The organism is Klenkia sp. AC732 (genome assembly GCF_979256525.1).
The window spans coordinates 1-15,130 of sequence record NZ_CEEDOS010000025.1 but is presented as its reverse complement, the minus strand read 5'-3'; the positions used below and the strand labels follow the sequence as shown (position 1 = coordinate 15,130).

18 protein-coding genes and 1 riboswitch are annotated in these 15,130 nt (G+C 75.5%); of the genes, 9 read left to right on the top strand and 9 right to left on the bottom strand.

Features of this window, described 5'->3' with window-relative positions; genetic code table 11:
• Window positions 1-23: 23 nt before the first annotated feature.
• The 3 genes from AC0IVP_RS13330 (at window position 24) to AC0IVP_RS13320 (ending at window position 2,755) form a co-directional block, all read left to right on the top strand.
• Complete coding sequence (locus AC0IVP_RS13330; RefSeq protein WP_471757099.1) at window positions 24-710, top strand: ABC transporter ATP-binding protein; 687 nt, start codon at window positions 24-26, stop codon at window positions 708-710.
• Window positions 707-2,230 (top strand): DUF6297 family protein, encoded by a 1,524-nt coding sequence (locus tag AC0IVP_RS13325; RefSeq protein ID WP_471757097.1) that lies wholly within the window; start codon window positions 707-709, stop codon window positions 2,228-2,230. Before AC0IVP_RS13330 ends, AC0IVP_RS13325 begins: the two co-directional genes overlap by 4 nt.
• A 120-nt stretch (window positions 2,231-2,350) precedes the next feature.
• Window positions 2,351-2,755, top strand: coding sequence for a DUF805 domain-containing protein (locus tag AC0IVP_RS13320; RefSeq protein ID WP_056296432.1), 405 nt, complete (start codon window positions 2,351-2,353; stop codon window positions 2,753-2,755).
• A gap of 91 nt (window positions 2,756-2,846) precedes the next feature.
• Here AC0IVP_RS13320 and AC0IVP_RS13315 read toward each other — a convergent pair whose 3' ends face one another.
• A complete protein-coding gene (locus tag AC0IVP_RS13315; RefSeq protein WP_471757095.1) occupies window positions 2,847-4,112 on the bottom strand; it encodes an MFS transporter in 1,266 nt (421 codons plus the stop codon).
• An 82-nt stretch (window positions 4,113-4,194) separates the two neighbouring features.
• Here AC0IVP_RS13315 and AC0IVP_RS13310 point away from each other — a divergent pair, with 82 nt between their 5' ends.
• Window positions 4,195-4,785: a winged helix-turn-helix domain-containing protein gene (locus tag AC0IVP_RS13310; RefSeq protein WP_056296435.1), complete on the top strand. Its 591-nt coding sequence runs from the start codon at window positions 4,195-4,197 to the stop codon at window positions 4,783-4,785.
• Between the two features lie 30 nt (window positions 4,786-4,815).
• Here the strand turns inward: AC0IVP_RS13310 and AC0IVP_RS13305 are convergent, their stop codons facing one another.
• The 4 genes from AC0IVP_RS13305 to AC0IVP_RS13290 form a co-directional block, all read right to left on the bottom strand.
• Window positions 4,816-5,577 (bottom strand): energy-coupling factor transporter transmembrane component T family protein, encoded by a 762-nt coding sequence (locus tag AC0IVP_RS13305; protein WP_471757093.1) that lies wholly within the window; start codon window positions 5,575-5,577, stop codon window positions 4,816-4,818.
• Window positions 5,574-6,977 (bottom strand): ABC transporter ATP-binding protein, encoded by a 1,404-nt coding sequence (locus AC0IVP_RS13300; protein WP_157519435.1) that lies wholly within the window; start codon window positions 6,975-6,977, stop codon window positions 5,574-5,576. Before AC0IVP_RS13300 ends, AC0IVP_RS13305 begins: the two co-directional genes overlap by 4 nt.
• A gap of 67 nt (window positions 6,978-7,044) precedes the next feature.
• The gene (locus AC0IVP_RS13295; RefSeq protein WP_056296442.1) at window positions 7,045-7,659 is read right to left on the bottom strand and encodes an ECF transporter S component; all 615 of its coding nucleotides are present in this window, start codon (window positions 7,657-7,659) and stop codon (window positions 7,045-7,047) included.
• A riboswitch (TPP riboswitch) is annotated at window positions 7,659-7,763 on the bottom strand. It overlaps the preceding gene by 1 nt.
• 32 nt (window positions 7,764-7,795) lie before the next feature.
• The gene (locus tag AC0IVP_RS13290; protein ID WP_056296445.1) at window positions 7,796-8,875 is read right to left on the bottom strand and encodes a GGDEF domain-containing protein; all 1,080 of its coding nucleotides are present in this window, start codon (window positions 8,873-8,875) and stop codon (window positions 7,796-7,798) included.
• A 180-nt stretch (window positions 8,876-9,055) separates the two neighbouring features.
• Here AC0IVP_RS13290 and fabG point away from each other — a divergent pair, with 180 nt between their 5' ends.
• Entirely contained in the window at window positions 9,056-9,814 is a 759-nt protein-coding gene (gene fabG / locus AC0IVP_RS13285) for a 3-oxoacyl-ACP reductase FabG (RefSeq protein ID WP_056296448.1), read from the top strand.
• Between the two features lie 21 nt (window positions 9,815-9,835).
• Here fabG and AC0IVP_RS13280 read toward each other — a convergent pair whose 3' ends face one another.
• On the bottom strand, window positions 9,836-10,447 hold the full coding sequence (locus AC0IVP_RS13280; protein ID WP_056296451.1) for a hypothetical protein: 612 nt from the start codon (window positions 10,445-10,447) through the stop codon (window positions 9,836-9,838).
• A complete protein-coding gene (locus tag AC0IVP_RS13275; protein WP_056296454.1) occupies window positions 10,444-10,908 on the bottom strand; it encodes a DUF4396 domain-containing protein in 465 nt (154 codons plus the stop codon). Before AC0IVP_RS13275 ends, AC0IVP_RS13280 begins: the two co-directional genes overlap by 4 nt.
• 45 nt (window positions 10,909-10,953) lie before the next feature.
• On the opposite strand from AC0IVP_RS13275, the gene AC0IVP_RS13270 reads away from it, so the two are divergent.
• The gene (locus AC0IVP_RS13270) at window positions 10,954-11,496 is read left to right on the top strand and encodes a GNAT family N-acetyltransferase (protein ID WP_471757091.1); all 543 of its coding nucleotides are present in this window, start codon (window positions 10,954-10,956) and stop codon (window positions 11,494-11,496) included.
• A 49-nt stretch (window positions 11,497-11,545) separates the two neighbouring features.
• On the opposite strand, the gene AC0IVP_RS13265 is transcribed toward AC0IVP_RS13270, so the two are convergent.
• Complete coding sequence (locus AC0IVP_RS13265) at window positions 11,546-12,202, bottom strand: FMN-dependent NADH-azoreductase (protein WP_471757089.1); 657 nt, start codon at window positions 12,200-12,202, stop codon at window positions 11,546-11,548.
• A 77-nt stretch (window positions 12,203-12,279) separates the two neighbouring features.
• Here AC0IVP_RS13265 and AC0IVP_RS13260 point away from each other — a divergent pair, with 77 nt between their 5' ends.
• Window positions 12,280-12,630 carry a winged helix-turn-helix transcriptional regulator gene (locus tag AC0IVP_RS13260; protein ID WP_056296460.1) on the top strand — a complete coding sequence of 117 codons (351 nt, stop codon included), beginning with the start codon at window positions 12,280-12,282 and terminating at the stop codon, window positions 12,628-12,630.
• Between the two features lie 4 nt (window positions 12,631-12,634).
• On the opposite strand, the gene AC0IVP_RS13255 is transcribed toward AC0IVP_RS13260, so the two are convergent.
• Window positions 12,635-13,051, bottom strand: a complete 417-nt coding sequence (locus AC0IVP_RS13255) for a rhodanese-like domain-containing protein (protein WP_471757087.1) — start codon at window positions 13,049-13,051, stop codon at window positions 12,635-12,637.
• A gap of 101 nt (window positions 13,052-13,152) precedes the next feature.
• Here AC0IVP_RS13255 and AC0IVP_RS13250 point away from each other — a divergent pair, with 101 nt between their 5' ends.
• On the top strand, window positions 13,153-13,803 hold the full coding sequence (locus AC0IVP_RS13250; protein WP_471757085.1) for a GntR family transcriptional regulator: 651 nt from the start codon (window positions 13,153-13,155) through the stop codon (window positions 13,801-13,803).
• Window positions 13,800-14,822, top strand: coding sequence for a 1-aminocyclopropane-1-carboxylate deaminase (locus tag AC0IVP_RS13245; protein ID WP_056296469.1), 1,023 nt, complete (start codon window positions 13,800-13,802; stop codon window positions 14,820-14,822). Before AC0IVP_RS13250 ends, AC0IVP_RS13245 begins: the two co-directional genes overlap by 4 nt.
• The last annotated feature ends 308 nt before the right edge of the window (window positions 14,823-15,130 follow it).

Below are 15,130 nucleotides of genomic sequence, written 5' to 3'. Positions count from 1 at the left end.
CGGGGCGCCCTACGCTGCCCGCGATGGCGAAGACCGGGCTCCTCGAGGTGCACGACCTGTCCGTCGGCTACGGCGGGGAGCCGGTCTGCGCGCCGGTGACCGTGAGCGTGCAGGCCGGGACCGCACTGGGCGTTATCGGACCCAACGGGGCCGGGAAGTCCACCGTGCTGCAGACCGTCGTCGGGCTGCTCCCCGCGCTCGGCGGCACCGTCCAGCTCGAGGGCCGGGACGTCGACGAGCGCGAGGCCGGCTTCCGTCGCGCCGTCGCCACCGTCCTGGACGACGACGCGTTCTTCCCCTCCCTCACCGGCGCCGAGCACCTGCTGCTCACCGCCCGCGGCCACGGCGTCACCGACGCCGAGCAGGCCGTGGCCGAGGAGATCGAGGAGTTCGGCCTCACCGAGCGGGCGCACGCGCTGCCCTCGGCGCTGTCGTCAGGGCAGCGCCGCCGGCTCGCCCTGGCGGCCGCCTTCGTCCGCCCGGCCCGGCTGCTGGTGCTCGACGAGCCCGAGCGCCGCCTCGACGCCCAGATGCGCCGGCGGCTGGCCGCCCGGATCGCCGAGGACGTCGCCGAAGGGCTCACCGTCGTCTTCGCCAGCCACGACCCCGAGTTCCTGTCCACCGTGGCCCGCCGGGTGCTCGTCGTCGACGACGACGAGTGCACCGTCGTCTCGCCCAAGGTCGCCGTCGCGGCGCTGCACGAGGGGTGAACGCCGACCCGGCCCTGGAGCTCTCCGGTGCGGGGGTCCGGCGGTACACCCGCCGGGCCACCGCGACCCGTGCCGACACCAGCTGGCTGACCCTGGGCGGGGACGTGCTGTCCGCGCTCACCACCGCGGCCGTCGTCGTCGCGGTGTTCGGCGGTGCGTTCGCCTCGCTGCGGGAACGGATCGCCGCCCGCCCGGCGACCGGCTCCACCGTGCTGCCCGGCGGGCTGACCGCGCTCGCCGCCGCCGTGCTGGTCACCGCCGCCGTCGTGGCCCTGCTGTCCCGGCTGGGCCCGGTCAGCGCCACCCCGGCCACCGCCGCCTGGTGGCTGCCGCTGCCGGCGGGACGGCGCGGGCTGCTGCGCGGCGAGCTGGGCAAGACCGGGCTGGTCGGCGTGGTGGCCGCCGTGACGGTCGCGCTGCCGGTGGTGCTGGCCGCCCCCCAGGTGCCCTCCGTGCCCGAGGTCGCGGTCACCGTCGCCGGGGCCGGGCTGCTGGCGCTCGCCGTCGTCGGTGGGCTGGTCGTGCTGCAGGCCTCCGGGCGGACCGGCTGGGTCGCCCCGGTCACCGGCGGGCTGGCCACCGCGGTGGTCGTCGTCCCCGCGGTCGGCGGGACGCTCGTCGACGCCTGGGACTGGGTGCCCGCCGCCCCCGACGTCCCGCTCCCGCTGCTGCTCGGCGTCCCGGCGGTGCTCGCGGTCGCCGCGCTGCTGGCCGCCGACCGGGTCACCGGACGGCTGCCCGCCGGCGCGCTGCGGGAGCGGGGCGCGGCGGTCTTCGTCGCCTCGGCGTCCGCACTGTCGCTGGACACCCGGGAGCTCGGCCGGGCACTGGGCACCCCGGTGCACCCGCCGCGGCGGCAGCGCCGCTGGTCCTGGGTGCGGCAGCCGTGGCAGGCCGTCGTCGCCGCGGACCTGGCCGTGCTCGCCCGGTCCCCGTGGCGGTGGGGCCAGCTGGCCATCGGCGCGGCGCTGCCGGTCCTGGCCGCCCGGACCAGCGGTCTCGGTGAGGTGCCGGCGCTGGTCGCGGTCGCCGTCGTCCTGGGCTGGGGCCTGGCCGCGGTCGCGCTGGGGGAGCCCAGCCGGCGGGCGCACGGCTCCCCGGCCGCGGACCGTGCGCTGCCGCTGGGGTCGCGCGAGCTGGTCCGGGCTCGCACCGTCGTCCCGCTGGTCGGCCTGGTGCTGCTCTGCGGGGTGTCGGCCGGTGCGGTCGGTCTGGGCTGGGAGTGGGTCGTGCTCGGGATGGTGACCGCACCGGCGTGGGCCGGGGCCGCGGTCCGCGGCGGCTACCGGCCCGAGCTGGACTGGTCGGGGCCGGTGCTGTCCTCGCCGGTGGGCGCCGTCCCGACCGGGGTGGGGGCGACCCTGGTCCGCGGTCCCGACCTCGGCGTGCTCGGCACGGTGCCGCTCGTGGTGGCCCTGTTGCTCGGCGAGGTGCCGCAGCTGCTGCTCGCCATCGCCCTGGCGGTGTCGGCGGGCCTGTGCGCGATCTCCGTGGAGACGGCGCAGCGCCGCAAGGACTGACCTGCGTGTCGAGCCTCTGACCTGCGGTTTGTCCGGCATGCTCCGCGGTGCCGGGCGGGTCTCCGCTCCTGGCCCACCCCGCAGCCGACGCCGTCTGCGCCCCTCCCCCCTGGAGCGCTCGTGTCCTGGTACGTCAGCCGCGGCCGGATCAACCGGTCCACCTTCTGGCTCAAGTACTTCCTGCCCGTGTTCGTCGTCATGGTCGTGGTGTCCGCGGTCGTGTTCACCGCCTTCGGCCAGTCGTCGGAGCCGGGTCAGGTCAGCGTCACCGGCGGGCCGGCCCTGCTGCTCTTCGTCGTCTACCTGGCGCTCGCCGTGCCCAGCGTGTCCTCGGCCGTGACCCGGCTGCACGACACCGGCCGTTCGGCGTGGTGGCTGCTGATCGGCCTGGTGCCCCTCGTCGGCGGCATCGTGCTGCTGGTCTTCTACTGCCTCGAGGGCGAGCCGCAGCCCAACCAGTGGGGCCCGCCCACCACGGCCCGGTTCGTGCCCGCCGGCGCCCCCCTGGCAGCCGGTCAGCAGTAACCGCACCGCGCCCACCGACGGCCGGGGTCCCGCACGGGGCCCCGGCCGTCGTGCGTCCGGGCCCGCCCCGCCGAGTGCGGAGCGGTGCCGGTCATCGCGTCCCCGTGACCGGCACGGCTCCGCACTCGGCGGTGTCCGGCCACTGCTCCGGGCGGGGGACCCGGCGGACCTGGGGGCTGAGGGTGACGACCAGCGCGGCACCGGCGGTCGCCACCAGCAGGACGGCGGTCGCCGTCCCCCCGCCGCGGGACTCCAGCAGCACCCCACCCAGCAGCGGGGCCAGCGGCATCACTGCCGTGGACAGGAAGCTCGAGGAGGCCTGCACCCGGCCCTGCAGGTCCGCCGGTGTGACGGCGATCCGGTAGGCGCCGATCCCGGCGTTGCCGGCCGGGTTGAGCAGCAGGACCACCACCAGGGACGACGCCGCGACGACCGGGTGCGCCCACCAGACCAACGGCACCAGGGGCAGCACGACCGACCAGGCCACCGCCACGGTCAGCCGCCCCGTCGGCAGCCGCCGGACCAGCGCCGGGGCCAGCACCGCCCCGAGCACGCCCCCGACGCCGGCCGCCGCGTTGACCAGCCCGATCGCGCCCGGGGAGACCCCGTCGGAGACCATCCGCAGCACCACCACGAACAGCAGGGCGTTGAGCACGAGGTTGGTCAGGGCGGACCAGACCAGCAGGGTCCGGAACAGCGGGCGGGCCAGCACGAACCGGAGGCCCTGGCTGAGCTCGGTGCGCAGCCGGGGGCGGGGGCCGTCCGCCGGGGGCGCCGACAGGTCGGTGCGCAGTCGGCGCACCGCCCAGCAGGCCACGACCGCCGTCCCGGCGTTGACGGCGAAGGGGAGCCAGCGGGCGACCCCCAGCAGCACCCCGCCCAGCGGGCCGCCGAGCAGGGAGGCGACGTGCTGACGTGCCTCGTTCTGGGCCAGCGCCGCCGGGAGGTCGCCCGTGGGCACGACCGACCGGATCGCCGAGACCTGCGCCGGGCCGGACACCCCGACGGCCGCGCCGACCAGCAGGCCCACCACGACCAGGTGCGGCACGGTCAGGACGCCGGCCGCCCCGGCCACGGCCAGTGAGGTGTAGAGCGCGCCCCCGGTCGCGGCCGCCCCGACCATCAGCCGGCGGCGGTCCGACCGGTCGACGAGCACCCCGGCCGGGAGCAGCGTGAGCACCGTGCCGGCCAGGAACGCCGCCTCGGCCAGGGCGGCCACGACCGCCGAGCCCGACAGCGCGAACCCGACCAGCGGGAAGGCGAAGGTGCTGACCCGGCTGCCCAGCTCGGCCACGGTCTGGCCGACCCACAGCGTCTGGAAGTCGCGGTTGCGAGCGAGCGAGGGGTGGCCGGGCATGACGCGCACCGTATGGTGCGCACTGGTTGTTGCGCAACGGTCGTTGCGCACTGACGGGTGCGGGACTGGGTAGGGTCGGCGCATGACCCAGGAGCCCGGGGCCACCCGCCCGGTGCACGACCCCCGGGTGCTGCGCGGGCTCGCCCACCCGGTGCGCTCGCGGATCGTCGACGAGATGTACGCAACCGGCCCCGTGCGGGCCGCCGACGTCGCCCGGGAGCTGGGCATCCCGGCCAACCAGGCCAGCTTCCACCTCCGCCAGCTGGCCAAGTACGGCCTGGTCGAGGAGGCCGAGGGCGAGGGCCGGGACCGCCGCGACCGGGTGTGGCGGCTGGTCGCCGAGCACGGGCTCAGCATCAGCCTCGACGAGCTGGAGGCCGCTCCCGGCGGTGCGGCCGCCGTCGGCGTCTTCCGCCGGCAGTCCACCGCCTGGGGGCACGCCGTCGTCGACGCCGCCCACGCCCGGCGCACCGACGACGCGACCACCGTGTCGATCACCAACGTCACGATGCGGCTGACCAAGGCGGAGGCCGAGGAGCTGGCGCGCGAGGTGGACGCCGTCCTGGCCCGGTGGTCGGACCGGACCCGGGGTGCCGACGACGGCGCCGACCGCCGCACCTACCTGGTGGCCCAGTACCTGCAGCCCTACCCGGACACCCTCTCCCGGTCCTGACCCGTCCCCGGCGGGCCGGGGGCGGTCGGATCAGCCGCCGACGAACAGCGGGTCGAAGGCCCCGGTCAGCACGCTGGTCGTGACGGCGACCGCCCCGACCAGCACCGCGCCCGCGACGAAGAGCGCGTCCCGGGTGTGCAGCACCGAACCCCGGGCGTTGGTGCGCGGGACGCCGGAGTCGAAGCCGCGGGCGTCCATCGCGGTGGCCAGGCGTCCCGCCCGCCGGACCGCGCCGATGAGCAGCGTGAAGGCGACCCCGGCGAACGCCCGGGCCTGGGCGACGGGGTTGCGGCCGGTCTCGACGCCGCGGGTGCGGCGGGCCAGCCGCACGGTCTCGAACTCGGTGACCAGCAGCGGGGCCAGCCGCAGCGCAGCCAGCGCCCCGACGGCGAACCGGGGTGGGAAGCGCCAGTGCACGATCAGCGCGTCGGCCAGCCGGACCGGGTCGGTCGAGGCCACCAGCAGCACCCCGGGCAGCGCCAGCCCGATCACCCGCAGCGTGATCCCCAGGGCGGTGAGCGGCCCGGAGTCCCCCAGCACCAGGTTGACCAGGCCCACCGTGAGCGCGCTGAGCAGCAGTGGCCAGGTGCGCAGCAGCAGCACCCGCGGCGCGGTCAGCCCGGCCGCCGGGAGCAGGCACAGCTCCGCGGCGACGACGACGGCCGGCGTCACCGCGTCCAGGGTGGACAGCAGCACCAGGCTGACGACGACGGTGGCCACGATCTGGGCGACCGGGTTCACCCGGGACAGCGGGACGTCGGGCGTCGGGCCCAGCGCCAGGGACGCCGTCACAGCGCGAGCTCGGCGTCGGAGAGGACGTCGACCAGGTCCCGGTCGTGGGTGACGACGCAGACCGCGCAGCCCGCGGCGCGCTGCTCGGCCAGCAGGGTGACCAGCTCCCGCCAGGTGACTGCGTCCTGGCCGAACGTCGGCTCGTCCAGGACCAGCACCTGGGGGGCGGTGGCCAGCGCGGTGGCCACCGACAGCCGGCGCTGCTGCCCGCCGGAGAGGGTGAAGGGGTTGGCGTCGGCGAACGGGGTCAGCCCGAGCCGCTCCAGCAGCTCCTCCGCGCGGGCCCGGGCCGCGGTGGACCCGGCGCCCGAGCGCAGCGGGCCCAGCTCCAGCTCGTCGCGCAGCCGCCCGGTGAGGAACTGGTGCTCGGGCTGCTGGAAGACCGTCCCGATGCGGGTGACCAGCTCCCCGGCCCGCCACCGGTGCGGCTCCCGGACCCCGCGGGCGGCCAGCTCCGCCGAGGCGACGACCCGGCCGGTCGAGGGTGCCCGCAGCCCGGCCAGCAGCAGGGCCAGCGTGGACTTGCCGGTGCCGTTGGGCCCGGTCACCGCCGTGACGGCGGCCGCGGGGAGCTCCAGGTCGGTGGGCGCCAGCGAGGGCTGCTGCGCCCCGCGGTGGGTGAAACCGGCCGCCGCTGCCGCCAGCCGGGGGGAGGAGCGTGGATCAGGGTCCCTGGTCCACGTCCGTCCTCCCTCACCACATCTCGTCGAGGAGGACGGACTCTGATCAGGGACCCTGATCCACGCTCCCGGGCGCGACAGGTCCAGCCCCGCCGTCCGGGGCGCCGGCGTCCACCCCGGACTGTGCTCGATGAGCCCGCCGTCGACCACCTCCACCACCCGGTCCACCAGCGGCAGCCAGGGCGCTGCGTCGTGGTCGATGACGAGCAGCGTCGTCCGGCGGTCGGCGACGGCGCGCGCCACCGCCGTCCGGACGACGTCGGAGCCGGCCGGGTCCAGCTGGGCGGTCGGCTCGTCGAGCAGCAGCAGCCCGGGACGGCGGGCCAGCGCGCCGGCCAGCACCAGCCGCTGCTTCTCCCCGCCGGACAGCGCCTGGGTGGGGCGCTCCCGGCCGTACCGCCAGCCCACGGTGGCCAGCGCCTCGTCGACCCGCGGCCAGATGAGCGCGGCCGGCAGCCCGGCGTTCTCCAGGCCGAAGGCGACGTCGTCCCCGGCGCGGGTCATCACCAGCTGGCTGTCGGGGTCCTGCAGCAGCAGGCCCAACCGGTCGCGGGCGTCGGCGGGGGAGCGGTCGTCGACGGTGAGCTCACCGGTGACCTCGGCGGCCTCGGGGTCCAGCAGCCCGGCCAGGACGGCGAACAGCGTGGACTTGCCGGCCCCGGAGCGGCCGGTGACCAGCACCCGCTCGCCGGGGGCGACGTCCAGGTCGACGCCGGTCAGCGCCCAGGCGAGCCGGGAGGCGTGCCGGACCGCCAGGCCCCGTGCCCGGACCGCGACCGGGCCGTGCTCAGACGCGGCTGCGCCCGGAGGCGAAGGAGCTCAGCGCGCCGGTGCGGGCCAGGGCCCGGACCAGCAGCAGCCCGAGCACCCCGGCGATCAGCACGCTGCTGATCACGGTCAGCACGGTGTAGGGCAGCTGGTAGGCCCAGAAGCCCAGGTCGGCGTAGTAGAGCGAGTTGTCCAGCACCGAGGTCGAGAGCCCCGCCGTGACCGCGGCCAGCACCGCGGTGCCCCAGCCGAAGGTGCGGTAGCGGGTGAGGGCGAAGCCCAACTCGGCGCCCAGGCCCTGGACCAGGCCGTACACCACGATGATCCCGCCGTAGGGCGAGGCGAGCAGGCTGACCGCGGCGGCCAGCGTGGAGGCGAAGGTGGCCGCGCCGGGCTTGCGCACCAGCAGGCCGGCGACCAGGCCGGGCAGCAGGTAGACGCCGTTCATCAGGCCCTGCACGGGCGGGAAGAAGGAGAACGCGCTGCCCACGGTCGAGTTGAGCAGGTTCCACAGGATGAAGACGACACCGAACGCGACGCCCAGCACGGCGGTCGTGACGATGTCGACGGTGCGCCAGGAGCGGCGCGGCGCGGCCTCGGTGGCAGCGGTCGGACGGGTGACCTCAGCGGTCATGGTGCTCTCTCCAGACTCCCTACGCCGGCATGACCCGGTTCAGGTTCGAGGGTCTGCGGTCTCCCGCACTCTCAGCGCCTCCTGGCGCTCCCCTGTCGGTGTGTTCTGTTGTGCCGCAGAGACTACGCACGCCGGCTCAGCCGGACACGCCGGCCCGGACGGCGTCGGCCCCGGCAGGGCGCTCCCGTGGCCATTCCGCGAGGACGACGCGGTCGCGCCCGCCACGCTTGGCGGCGTAGAGGCAGGCGTCGGCCGCCTGTACCGCGGCTTCGAGCTCGGCACCGACCAGCCCGTCGGGCGGGGGTCCGGCGAGGGTGACGACGCCGATGCTGACGGTGGCCGACCAGTCGGCCATCCACTCCGCGGCCCGCACCCGGAGCGTCTCCGCGTAGGCGCCGGCCCGGTCGGCCGGGGTCGTGGACAGGACGAGGAACTCCTCGCCGCCCAGCCGGACCACGACGTCCTCGTCCCGGGTCTCGGCGGCCAGCCCGGCCGCGAACCGCCGGAGCAGCTCGTCCCCGGCGGCGTGGCCGAGGGTGTCGTTGACGGTCTTGAAGCGGTCGATGTCCAGGACGGCCACCGTGGTGGTGCCCGGCGTGCCGCCGGCGGTGGCGGCGACCCGGTCCTGCAGGGCGCGCCGGTTGAGCAGGCCGGTGAGCGGGTCGGTCACGGTCTGCCGGTGGAGCGCCTCGAGGGCGCTGCCCAGTCGGTGGCGCAGCCGCAGGACGACCTCCGTGGTCCCCAGGAAGGCCAGCAGCGGCAGGGCGACCAGCGTCAGCCACTGCAGCGGGTCGCTGGTGATGGCGCCCATGGCCGCCCCGGTGCAGGCGGTCAGCGTCACCATGGCCGCCCGGCTCGCCGCCCGGGACAGGTACACGGCCGCGTAGACGGCGTTGGGCAACAGCAGGACGACGTTCAGCATCCCGCCGGCGCGGCTCTGGTTGGCCAGCACCGAGAGGAGCACCAGCCCCATCAGGCAGCAGACGAGCAGACCCAGCACGGCGTCGGACCAGTCACGGCCGACGGTGAGCAGGGCCAGGGCGGTCAGTGCCGCCGCCCCGAGGACGGCGAGGAAGACCGCCGTCCAGGCGCCGGGGCGCAGCGTCGTCGGGTCCAGCAGGGCGAGCAGCCCGATCGCTGCCGACGCGCCCACCAGGGCCGCGAGGACCCGGGTGCGGCCGGCGTCGGGCCGGCCAGGGGGCGTCGGGTGCGGCACGGGAGGGCTCCGTCGGTGGTGTGCGGGGGGACCGGTCGGTTCCCCATCGGCCACCGGACCCGGGTCCGCGACCCTGACCTGGGCCTTCCCACCCGCCCGGGTGGTGCCGCGCGGGCGCGCAGGTGAGGCTGGTAGAGATCAGCGCAGACGTTCTACTCACCAGTAGCAGAGGAGCAGGCAATGGCGCAGGCACAGCGGACGGCGATCGTGACGGGAGCTGCCCGGGGCATCGGGGCGGCGATCGCCACCCGGCTGGCGGCCGACGGCATGGCCGTGGCGGTCCTCGACCTGGACGAGGGGTCCTGCGCGGGCACCGTCTCGGCGATCCAGGCCGCGGGCGGCGAGGCGATCGCGGTCGGCGCGGACGTCGCCGACGAGGCCAGCGTGAACGCCGCGGTCGAGCGCGTGGCCGAGGAGCTCGGCGGGCCGACCGTGCTGGTGAACAACGCCGGCATCACCCGCGACAACCTGTTGTTCAAGATGAGCGTCGAGGACTGGGACGCCGTCATGAACGTGCACCTGCGCGGCGCCTTCCTGATGAGCAAGGCCGCCCAGAAGCACATGGTCGCCGCCGAGTTCGGCCGGATCGTGAACCTGTCCAGCGTCTCGGCGCTGGGCAACCGCGGCCAGGTCAACTACTCCGCGGCCAAGGCCGGCATGCAGGGGTTCACCAAGACCCTGGCGATCGAGCTGGGCCGCTACAACGTGACCGCCAACGCGATCGCCCCCGGCTTCATCGAGACCGAGATGACGGCGGCGACCGCCGAGCGCGTCGGCGTCCCCTTCGAGGACTTCAAGGCGATGGCCGCCAAGCAGATCCCGGTCGCCCGGGTCGGCCAGCCCGAGGACATCGCGCACACGGTGTCGTTCCTGGCCAGTGAGGGCGCGGGCTTCGTGTCCGGCCAGGTCGTCTACGTCGCGGGTGGCCCGCGCGACTGACCGCTCCGGTCCGCCCGCCCCTCAGGCCCCGCGGGGCGGGCGGACCAGCGTCCAGACCGGCAGCTCGTGGTCCACGGCGCTGCGGGTCGACTGGGTGACGACGAAGCCCAGCGCCTCGGCCCAGTGCACGACACCGGAGGTGTAGGCGGCCAGCGCCGCGGGGACGCCGTCGGCGTCGCAGCGGTCCAGCACCGGCGTCACGACGGCGCGGGACAGGCCGGCGAAACGCTGTGACGGACGGGTCCCGGCCGACACCAGCCACCAGTGCGGGGTCTCCGGCCGTCCGGCCGCGGCGATCCGGTCGGTGGCCTGGACGACCCGGTGCCGGCTGCCGAACACCTTGGGCAGGTCCCGGTCCAGCACCGCCTGCAGGTCCGCGGCCGGGGCCGGGTCGCCCGGCGGGGTCCAGGTGGCGACGGCGGCGCAGTCGTCGGTCACCCACGTCGTCTGCGCGTCGACCCCGGCCAGCCCCGCGACGAGCTCGTGCCAGCGGTGCACCCGCTGCGCCCGCCCGTCCTCGGGGAAGGCCCAGGAGGTCCAGCGGTAGTCGGGGTAGGCCGCGGCCAGGGTGGCGGCCAGGCGCGGGACGTCCCGGCGCTGCGCGAGGCGGACGACGGGCTCTGCTGCGGTCACCCGCCGATCCCACCACGGTCGGCTCGGTGCAGCTCGTGCACCACCGCGTGCCCCCGGCCGCGGGACATCAGCCAGCGGTTCACCGGCCAGGCCACCAGGAAGGCCAGGCCCAGGGCGAGGGCGAGCGACCACCAGAACAGCCAGGTGGTGAGGCCGGCGGCCAGGGCGCCCGGGACGACGAGGACGAAGCCGTTGTCGACCACCTCCATGACCGCGATCGAGACGGTGTCGGCGGCCAGCGCCACCCGCAGTGCCCGGTGCAGCGGCAGCCCGGCCCGGAGCACGCCGCGCATCGTCAGGGCGTAGCCGAACGCGAAGGCCAGCAGCAGCGAGACCACGATCGTCGTGCCGTTGCCCCAGCCGAGGCCGGCGGCCAGCACCATGCCCGTCACCTCCCCGGCGGCGCACCCGGTGAGGCAGTGCAGGGTGGCCTGGGCGGCCATCGGCCAGCTGGTGTCCATCTCGTCGGGCTACCCGCCGTCCCCGGTCTCGCACAGGATGGGCGGGTGCAGATCGACGTCGACGAGCTCCGGCTGCGCCCGTGGCGGCCCACCGACCTGGACGCGGTGTGGGCGGCGCTGCAGGACCCCGCCGTCCGGCTGTGGAACGGCAGTGGCGCGTCGTCCCTCGAGGAGGCCACGCAGTGGCTGGCCCGGCGCAGTGAGGGGGAGGGCCACGTGTCGCGGGCCGTCGTGTCCCGGTCCGACGGCGGCCTGCTGGGCTCGGTGTCGCTGCACTCGATCGACCCGGTGCAGCTGGACGCAGAGGTCGGCTACTGGGTGGTTCCGGCGGCCCGGGGCCGGCGGGTCGCCCCGCGGGTGGTGGACGCCGTCTGCCGGTGGGCGTTCGCCGAGCTGGGCCTGGACCGGGTGGTGCTGGCGCACGCGGTGGAGAACCCGGCGTCGGGTCGGGTCGCCGCGCGGGCCGGGTTCACCCTGGAGGGCCGGCTGCGCCGCTCGTACCGCTTCGGGGACGGCGTGAAGCACGACGAGCTGCTCTGGTCGCGGCTCTCCGACGACCCCGGGCCGGGGAACCCCAGCACCCCCTGACCGGCGCGCCGTGGGGTGCTGGGGTTCCCCCGCCTGGGTGGGCGCAGGGTCAGGCGGCGACGCGACGCGCGGTGGTCAGCCGGCGACCGTGCTCGGCGGCCTCGCGCTCGGCGTCGGCCTTGAGCTCCTCGGCCATAGCGGTGAACTCGTCGAGGGCCGGGTTGACCCCGACCAGGGTGAACTCGCGGGTGACGACGGTGAGGTCGAGCTGCCAGACGTCGGCGAGGATGCGGCGCAGCCAGCCGGTGGCGTGGTCCCAGTCCTCGCGCGGGGTGCCGGCGCTGTAGTTGCCGCCGTGCACGGTGACCAGGACGGCGGGCTTGCCGGCCAGCAGCGGCGGCTGGCCGGGGGCCATCCGCGGGTCGGTGATGACCAGGTCGACCCAGTTCTTGACGTGCTGGGAGACGCCGAAGTTGTACAGCGGGACGGCGAGCAGGAGCGCCTCGGCGTCCACGAGCTCGTCGGTCAGGGTCGCGGCGAGGGCGACGGCCTCGGTCTGCGCGGCGGTGCGCTGCTCGGCCGGGGTGTAGGCCGCGTTGACCGCGTCGCCCCAGGCGGTGGCCGGCAGCGGCTCGGTGCCGACGTGCCGGCGGGTGACCGGGGCGTCGGGTGCGCCGTCGCGCCACTGCGCCTCGACGATGTCGGCGATGGCGCGGCTGGCGGAGCCCTCGGTGCGGATGCTGGCGTCCAGGCGGAACAGGGACACGGGGATCACTTCTCTCAGGTGTGCAGCTAGGTAAAACAGAGCGACACCGGAAACGCTAGCACGGGTACGCTGTGGGTGTGGCGGACGTGCAGCACGAACCCCGGGCCTGTGATGCCGCGCTGACGCACGCCTTCTCCTTCCTCGGCAAGCGCTGGAACGGGATGGTCGTGTCGGTGCTGACCAGCGGTCCGGCGACCTTCAGCGAGCTGCGCCGCGCCGTCGCCGGGATCAGCGACTCCGTCCTGTCCGACCGGCTCACCGAGCTGGCCCAGGGCGGACTGGTCGAGCGCACCGTCGACGCCGGCCCGCCCGTGGGCGTCACCTACCGGCTGACGCCGTCGGGGGAGGCGCTGTCCCCGGTGCTGGACCAGCTGGCCCGCTGGGCGACCGAGAACCTGGCGCCACGCTGTCCCACCCAGCCGTCCTGAACCGCTAGCAGCCGCAGACCGCCCCGGCCGGCGCGGTCAGCGGGTCGGCTGTCGGGTGGTGCACCCCGTCGGCCGTCTGGACCGCGAACCCCTCGCGGGCCCAGTACTCGAAGCCGCCGAGCATCTCGCGGACCCGCACCCCCCGGGCGGCCAGGCGCAGCCCGGCCCGGGTGGCCCCGTTGCAACCCGGCCCCCAGCAGTGGACGACGACCGGACCGTCGGTGACCAGGTCGCCGCCCGGCGCGTGCACCGCGCCGGGGACGTGGCCCTGGTCCCACGCCTCCCGGCTGCGCACGTCGACCAGCACGAAGCCGGGGTCGCCGGACTCCAGGGCGGCGTGCACGTCGCTGACGTCGGTCTCGACCGTCAGACGGTGCGCGAAGTACGCGGCGGCGACGGTGGGGTCGGTGCTCCAGTCCATGCCCCGGAGCCTGCGCGAGGAGGTGGGGTGGTCGCCACGAGCGGGACTGACGACGTCCGCAACGGTCCTGCCACTTGACATCCGGCTGACTGACATCTGAGATGTCAGTTGTGACCGCCCCCCGTGTCCTGCTGCGCGACCAGGCGCTCGTCGCCATCCGGGAGGCCATCGTCAGTGGCGAGCTGCCCCCCGGCGGGGTGGTCAAGGACGCCGAGCTCGCCGTCCGGCTGGGGCTCTCCGTGGCCCCGGTCCGCACCGCGCTGGCCCGGCTGGCCGACGAGGGCCTGGTCGAGTCCAAGCCGCAGAGCCACACCCGGGTCACCGCCGTCGTGCCCTCGGTCGTGCACGACGCCGCGGTCGTCGTCCGGGCCATGCACGAGCTCGCCGTCCGAACCGCCGTCCCCGCCGTGAGCGCCGACGACGTCGCCACGATGCGCGCGGCCAACGACCGGTTCGCCGCGGCCGTCCGCGCCGGGGACGTCGACGCCGCGATGGACGCCGACGACGACCTGCACGACGTGCTCGTCGACCGGTGCGGCAACGGCGCCGTGCGGGCCACCGTCGACCGCTTCACCCCCGTCGTCCGCCGGCTGGAGCGGTTGCGGTTCGCCGCCGCCCACGGCGCGGACTCGGTGGACCTGCACGAGCAGCTCATCACCGCCTGCCAGCACCACGACGTCGAGGCCGCCGTCGGCACCACCACCGCCATCTGGACGGCGCTGCTGTCCGAACTGACCGAGGAGACCCCGTGACGACGCTCGACGACTTCCCCCGCACCAGCCTGCTGTTCGGCCCCTCGCCCGTGCACCGCCTGGACCGGCTGACCGAGCACCTGGGCGGCGCCGCCGTCTGGGCCAAGCGGGAGGACTGCAACTCCGGCATCGCCTACGGCGGCAACAAGACCCGCAAGCTCGAGTACCTGGTCGCCGAGGCGCTGGCCCAGGGCTGCGACACCCTGGTCTCCATCGGTGGCGTGCAGAGCAACCACACCCGCCAGGTCGCCGCGGTCGCCGCGCACCTGGGGCTGTCCTGCGTGCTGATCCAGGAGAGCTGGGTCGACTGGCCCGACGCCGTCTACGACAAGGTCGGCAACATCCTGATCTCGCGGCTGGCCGGTGCTGACGTGCGGCTGGTCAAGGCCGGCTTCGGCATCGGGTTCAAGGAGAGCTGGGAGGCCGCGCTCGCCGAGATCGAGGCCCGCGGCGGCAAGCCCTACGCCATCCCGGCCGGCGCCTCGGACCACCCGCTGGGCGGCCACGGCTTCGCCAACTGGGCTCGCGAGGTGGCGCAGCAGGAGCAGGAGCTGGGCGTCTTCTTCGACACCGTGGTCGTCTGCTCGGTGACCGGTTCGACCCAGGCCGGCATGGTCGCCGGGTTCGCCAAGCTGGAGGAGGACGGCGCCCGCCCCCGCCGCGTCCTGGGCATCGACGCCTCCGCCAAGCCCACCGAGACCCGTGACCAGGTGCTCCGGATCGCCCAGCGCACCGCTGCCGCGATCGGCGTGCAGCGCGAGCTGACACTGGACGACGTCGAGCTCGACGAGCGTTTCCACGCCGGCGTCTACGGCATCCCGGACGACGTCACGCTGCGCGCGATGGAGACCGCCGCCCGCACCGAGGGCATGGTCACCGACCCCGTGTACGAGGGGAAGTCGATGGCCGCGACCATCGAGCTGGTGCGCTCCGGGGAGATCTCCCGTGACGCCACCGTGCTCTACGCCCACCTCGGCGGGCAGCCCGCGTTGAACGGGTACAGCGCGCTCTTCAGCTGATCCGTCGCTGATCCACGTGGAACAACCCCGCTCGATGTGACATCGAGCGGGGTCGTCCCGTGGTCACGCCGCTCGATGTGACATCGAGGGCGTGCCACCGGCCCGGTCGCCCTCGGGGGCGGCCGGGCCGGTGGCGCCTGCGCGGTCTTACTGGTGGGTCACCCGGCGGCGGGTGCCGAGGGTGAGGGCGGCGCCGAGCAGGAGGGCGAGCAGGCCGGCGATGGCGGGGGCGGTGAGTTCCATGCCGGTGTAGGCCAGTGAGCCGTCACTGCTGGCGGCGGTGTTGGTGGGGGTGGTGTTGGTGGGGG

What these genes read in the sequence shown, in the direction of transcription:
- AC0IVP_RS13255 (WP_471757087.1), bottom strand. Translation starts at nt 13,051, where the DNA reads ATGGACTGGAGCACCGACCCCACCGTCGCCGCCGCGTACTTCGCGCAC.
- AC0IVP_RS13315 (WP_471757095.1), bottom strand. Translation starts at nt 4,112, where the DNA reads ATGCCCGGCCACCCCTCGCTCGCTCGCAACCGCGACTTCCAGACGCTG.
- AC0IVP_RS13310 (WP_056296435.1), top strand. Translation starts at nt 4,195, where the DNA reads ATGACCCAGGAGCCCGGGGCCACCCGCCCGGTGCACGACCCCCGGGTG.
- AC0IVP_RS13250 (WP_471757085.1), top strand. Translation starts at nt 13,153, where the DNA reads ATGTCAGTTGTGACCGCCCCCCGTGTCCTGCTGCGCGACCAGGCGCTC.
- fabG (WP_056296448.1), top strand. Translation starts at nt 9,056, where the DNA reads ATGGCGCAGGCACAGCGGACGGCGATCGTGACGGGAGCTGCCCGGGGC.
- AC0IVP_RS13330 (WP_471757099.1), top strand. Translation starts at nt 24, where the DNA reads ATGGCGAAGACCGGGCTCCTCGAGGTGCACGACCTGTCCGTCGGCTAC.
- AC0IVP_RS13295 (WP_056296442.1), bottom strand. Translation starts at nt 7,659, where the DNA reads ATGACCGCTGAGGTCACCCGTCCGACCGCTGCCACCGAGGCCGCGCCG.
- AC0IVP_RS13275 (WP_056296454.1), bottom strand. Translation starts at nt 10,908, where the DNA reads ATGGACACCAGCTGGCCGATGGCCGCCCAGGCCACCCTGCACTGCCTC.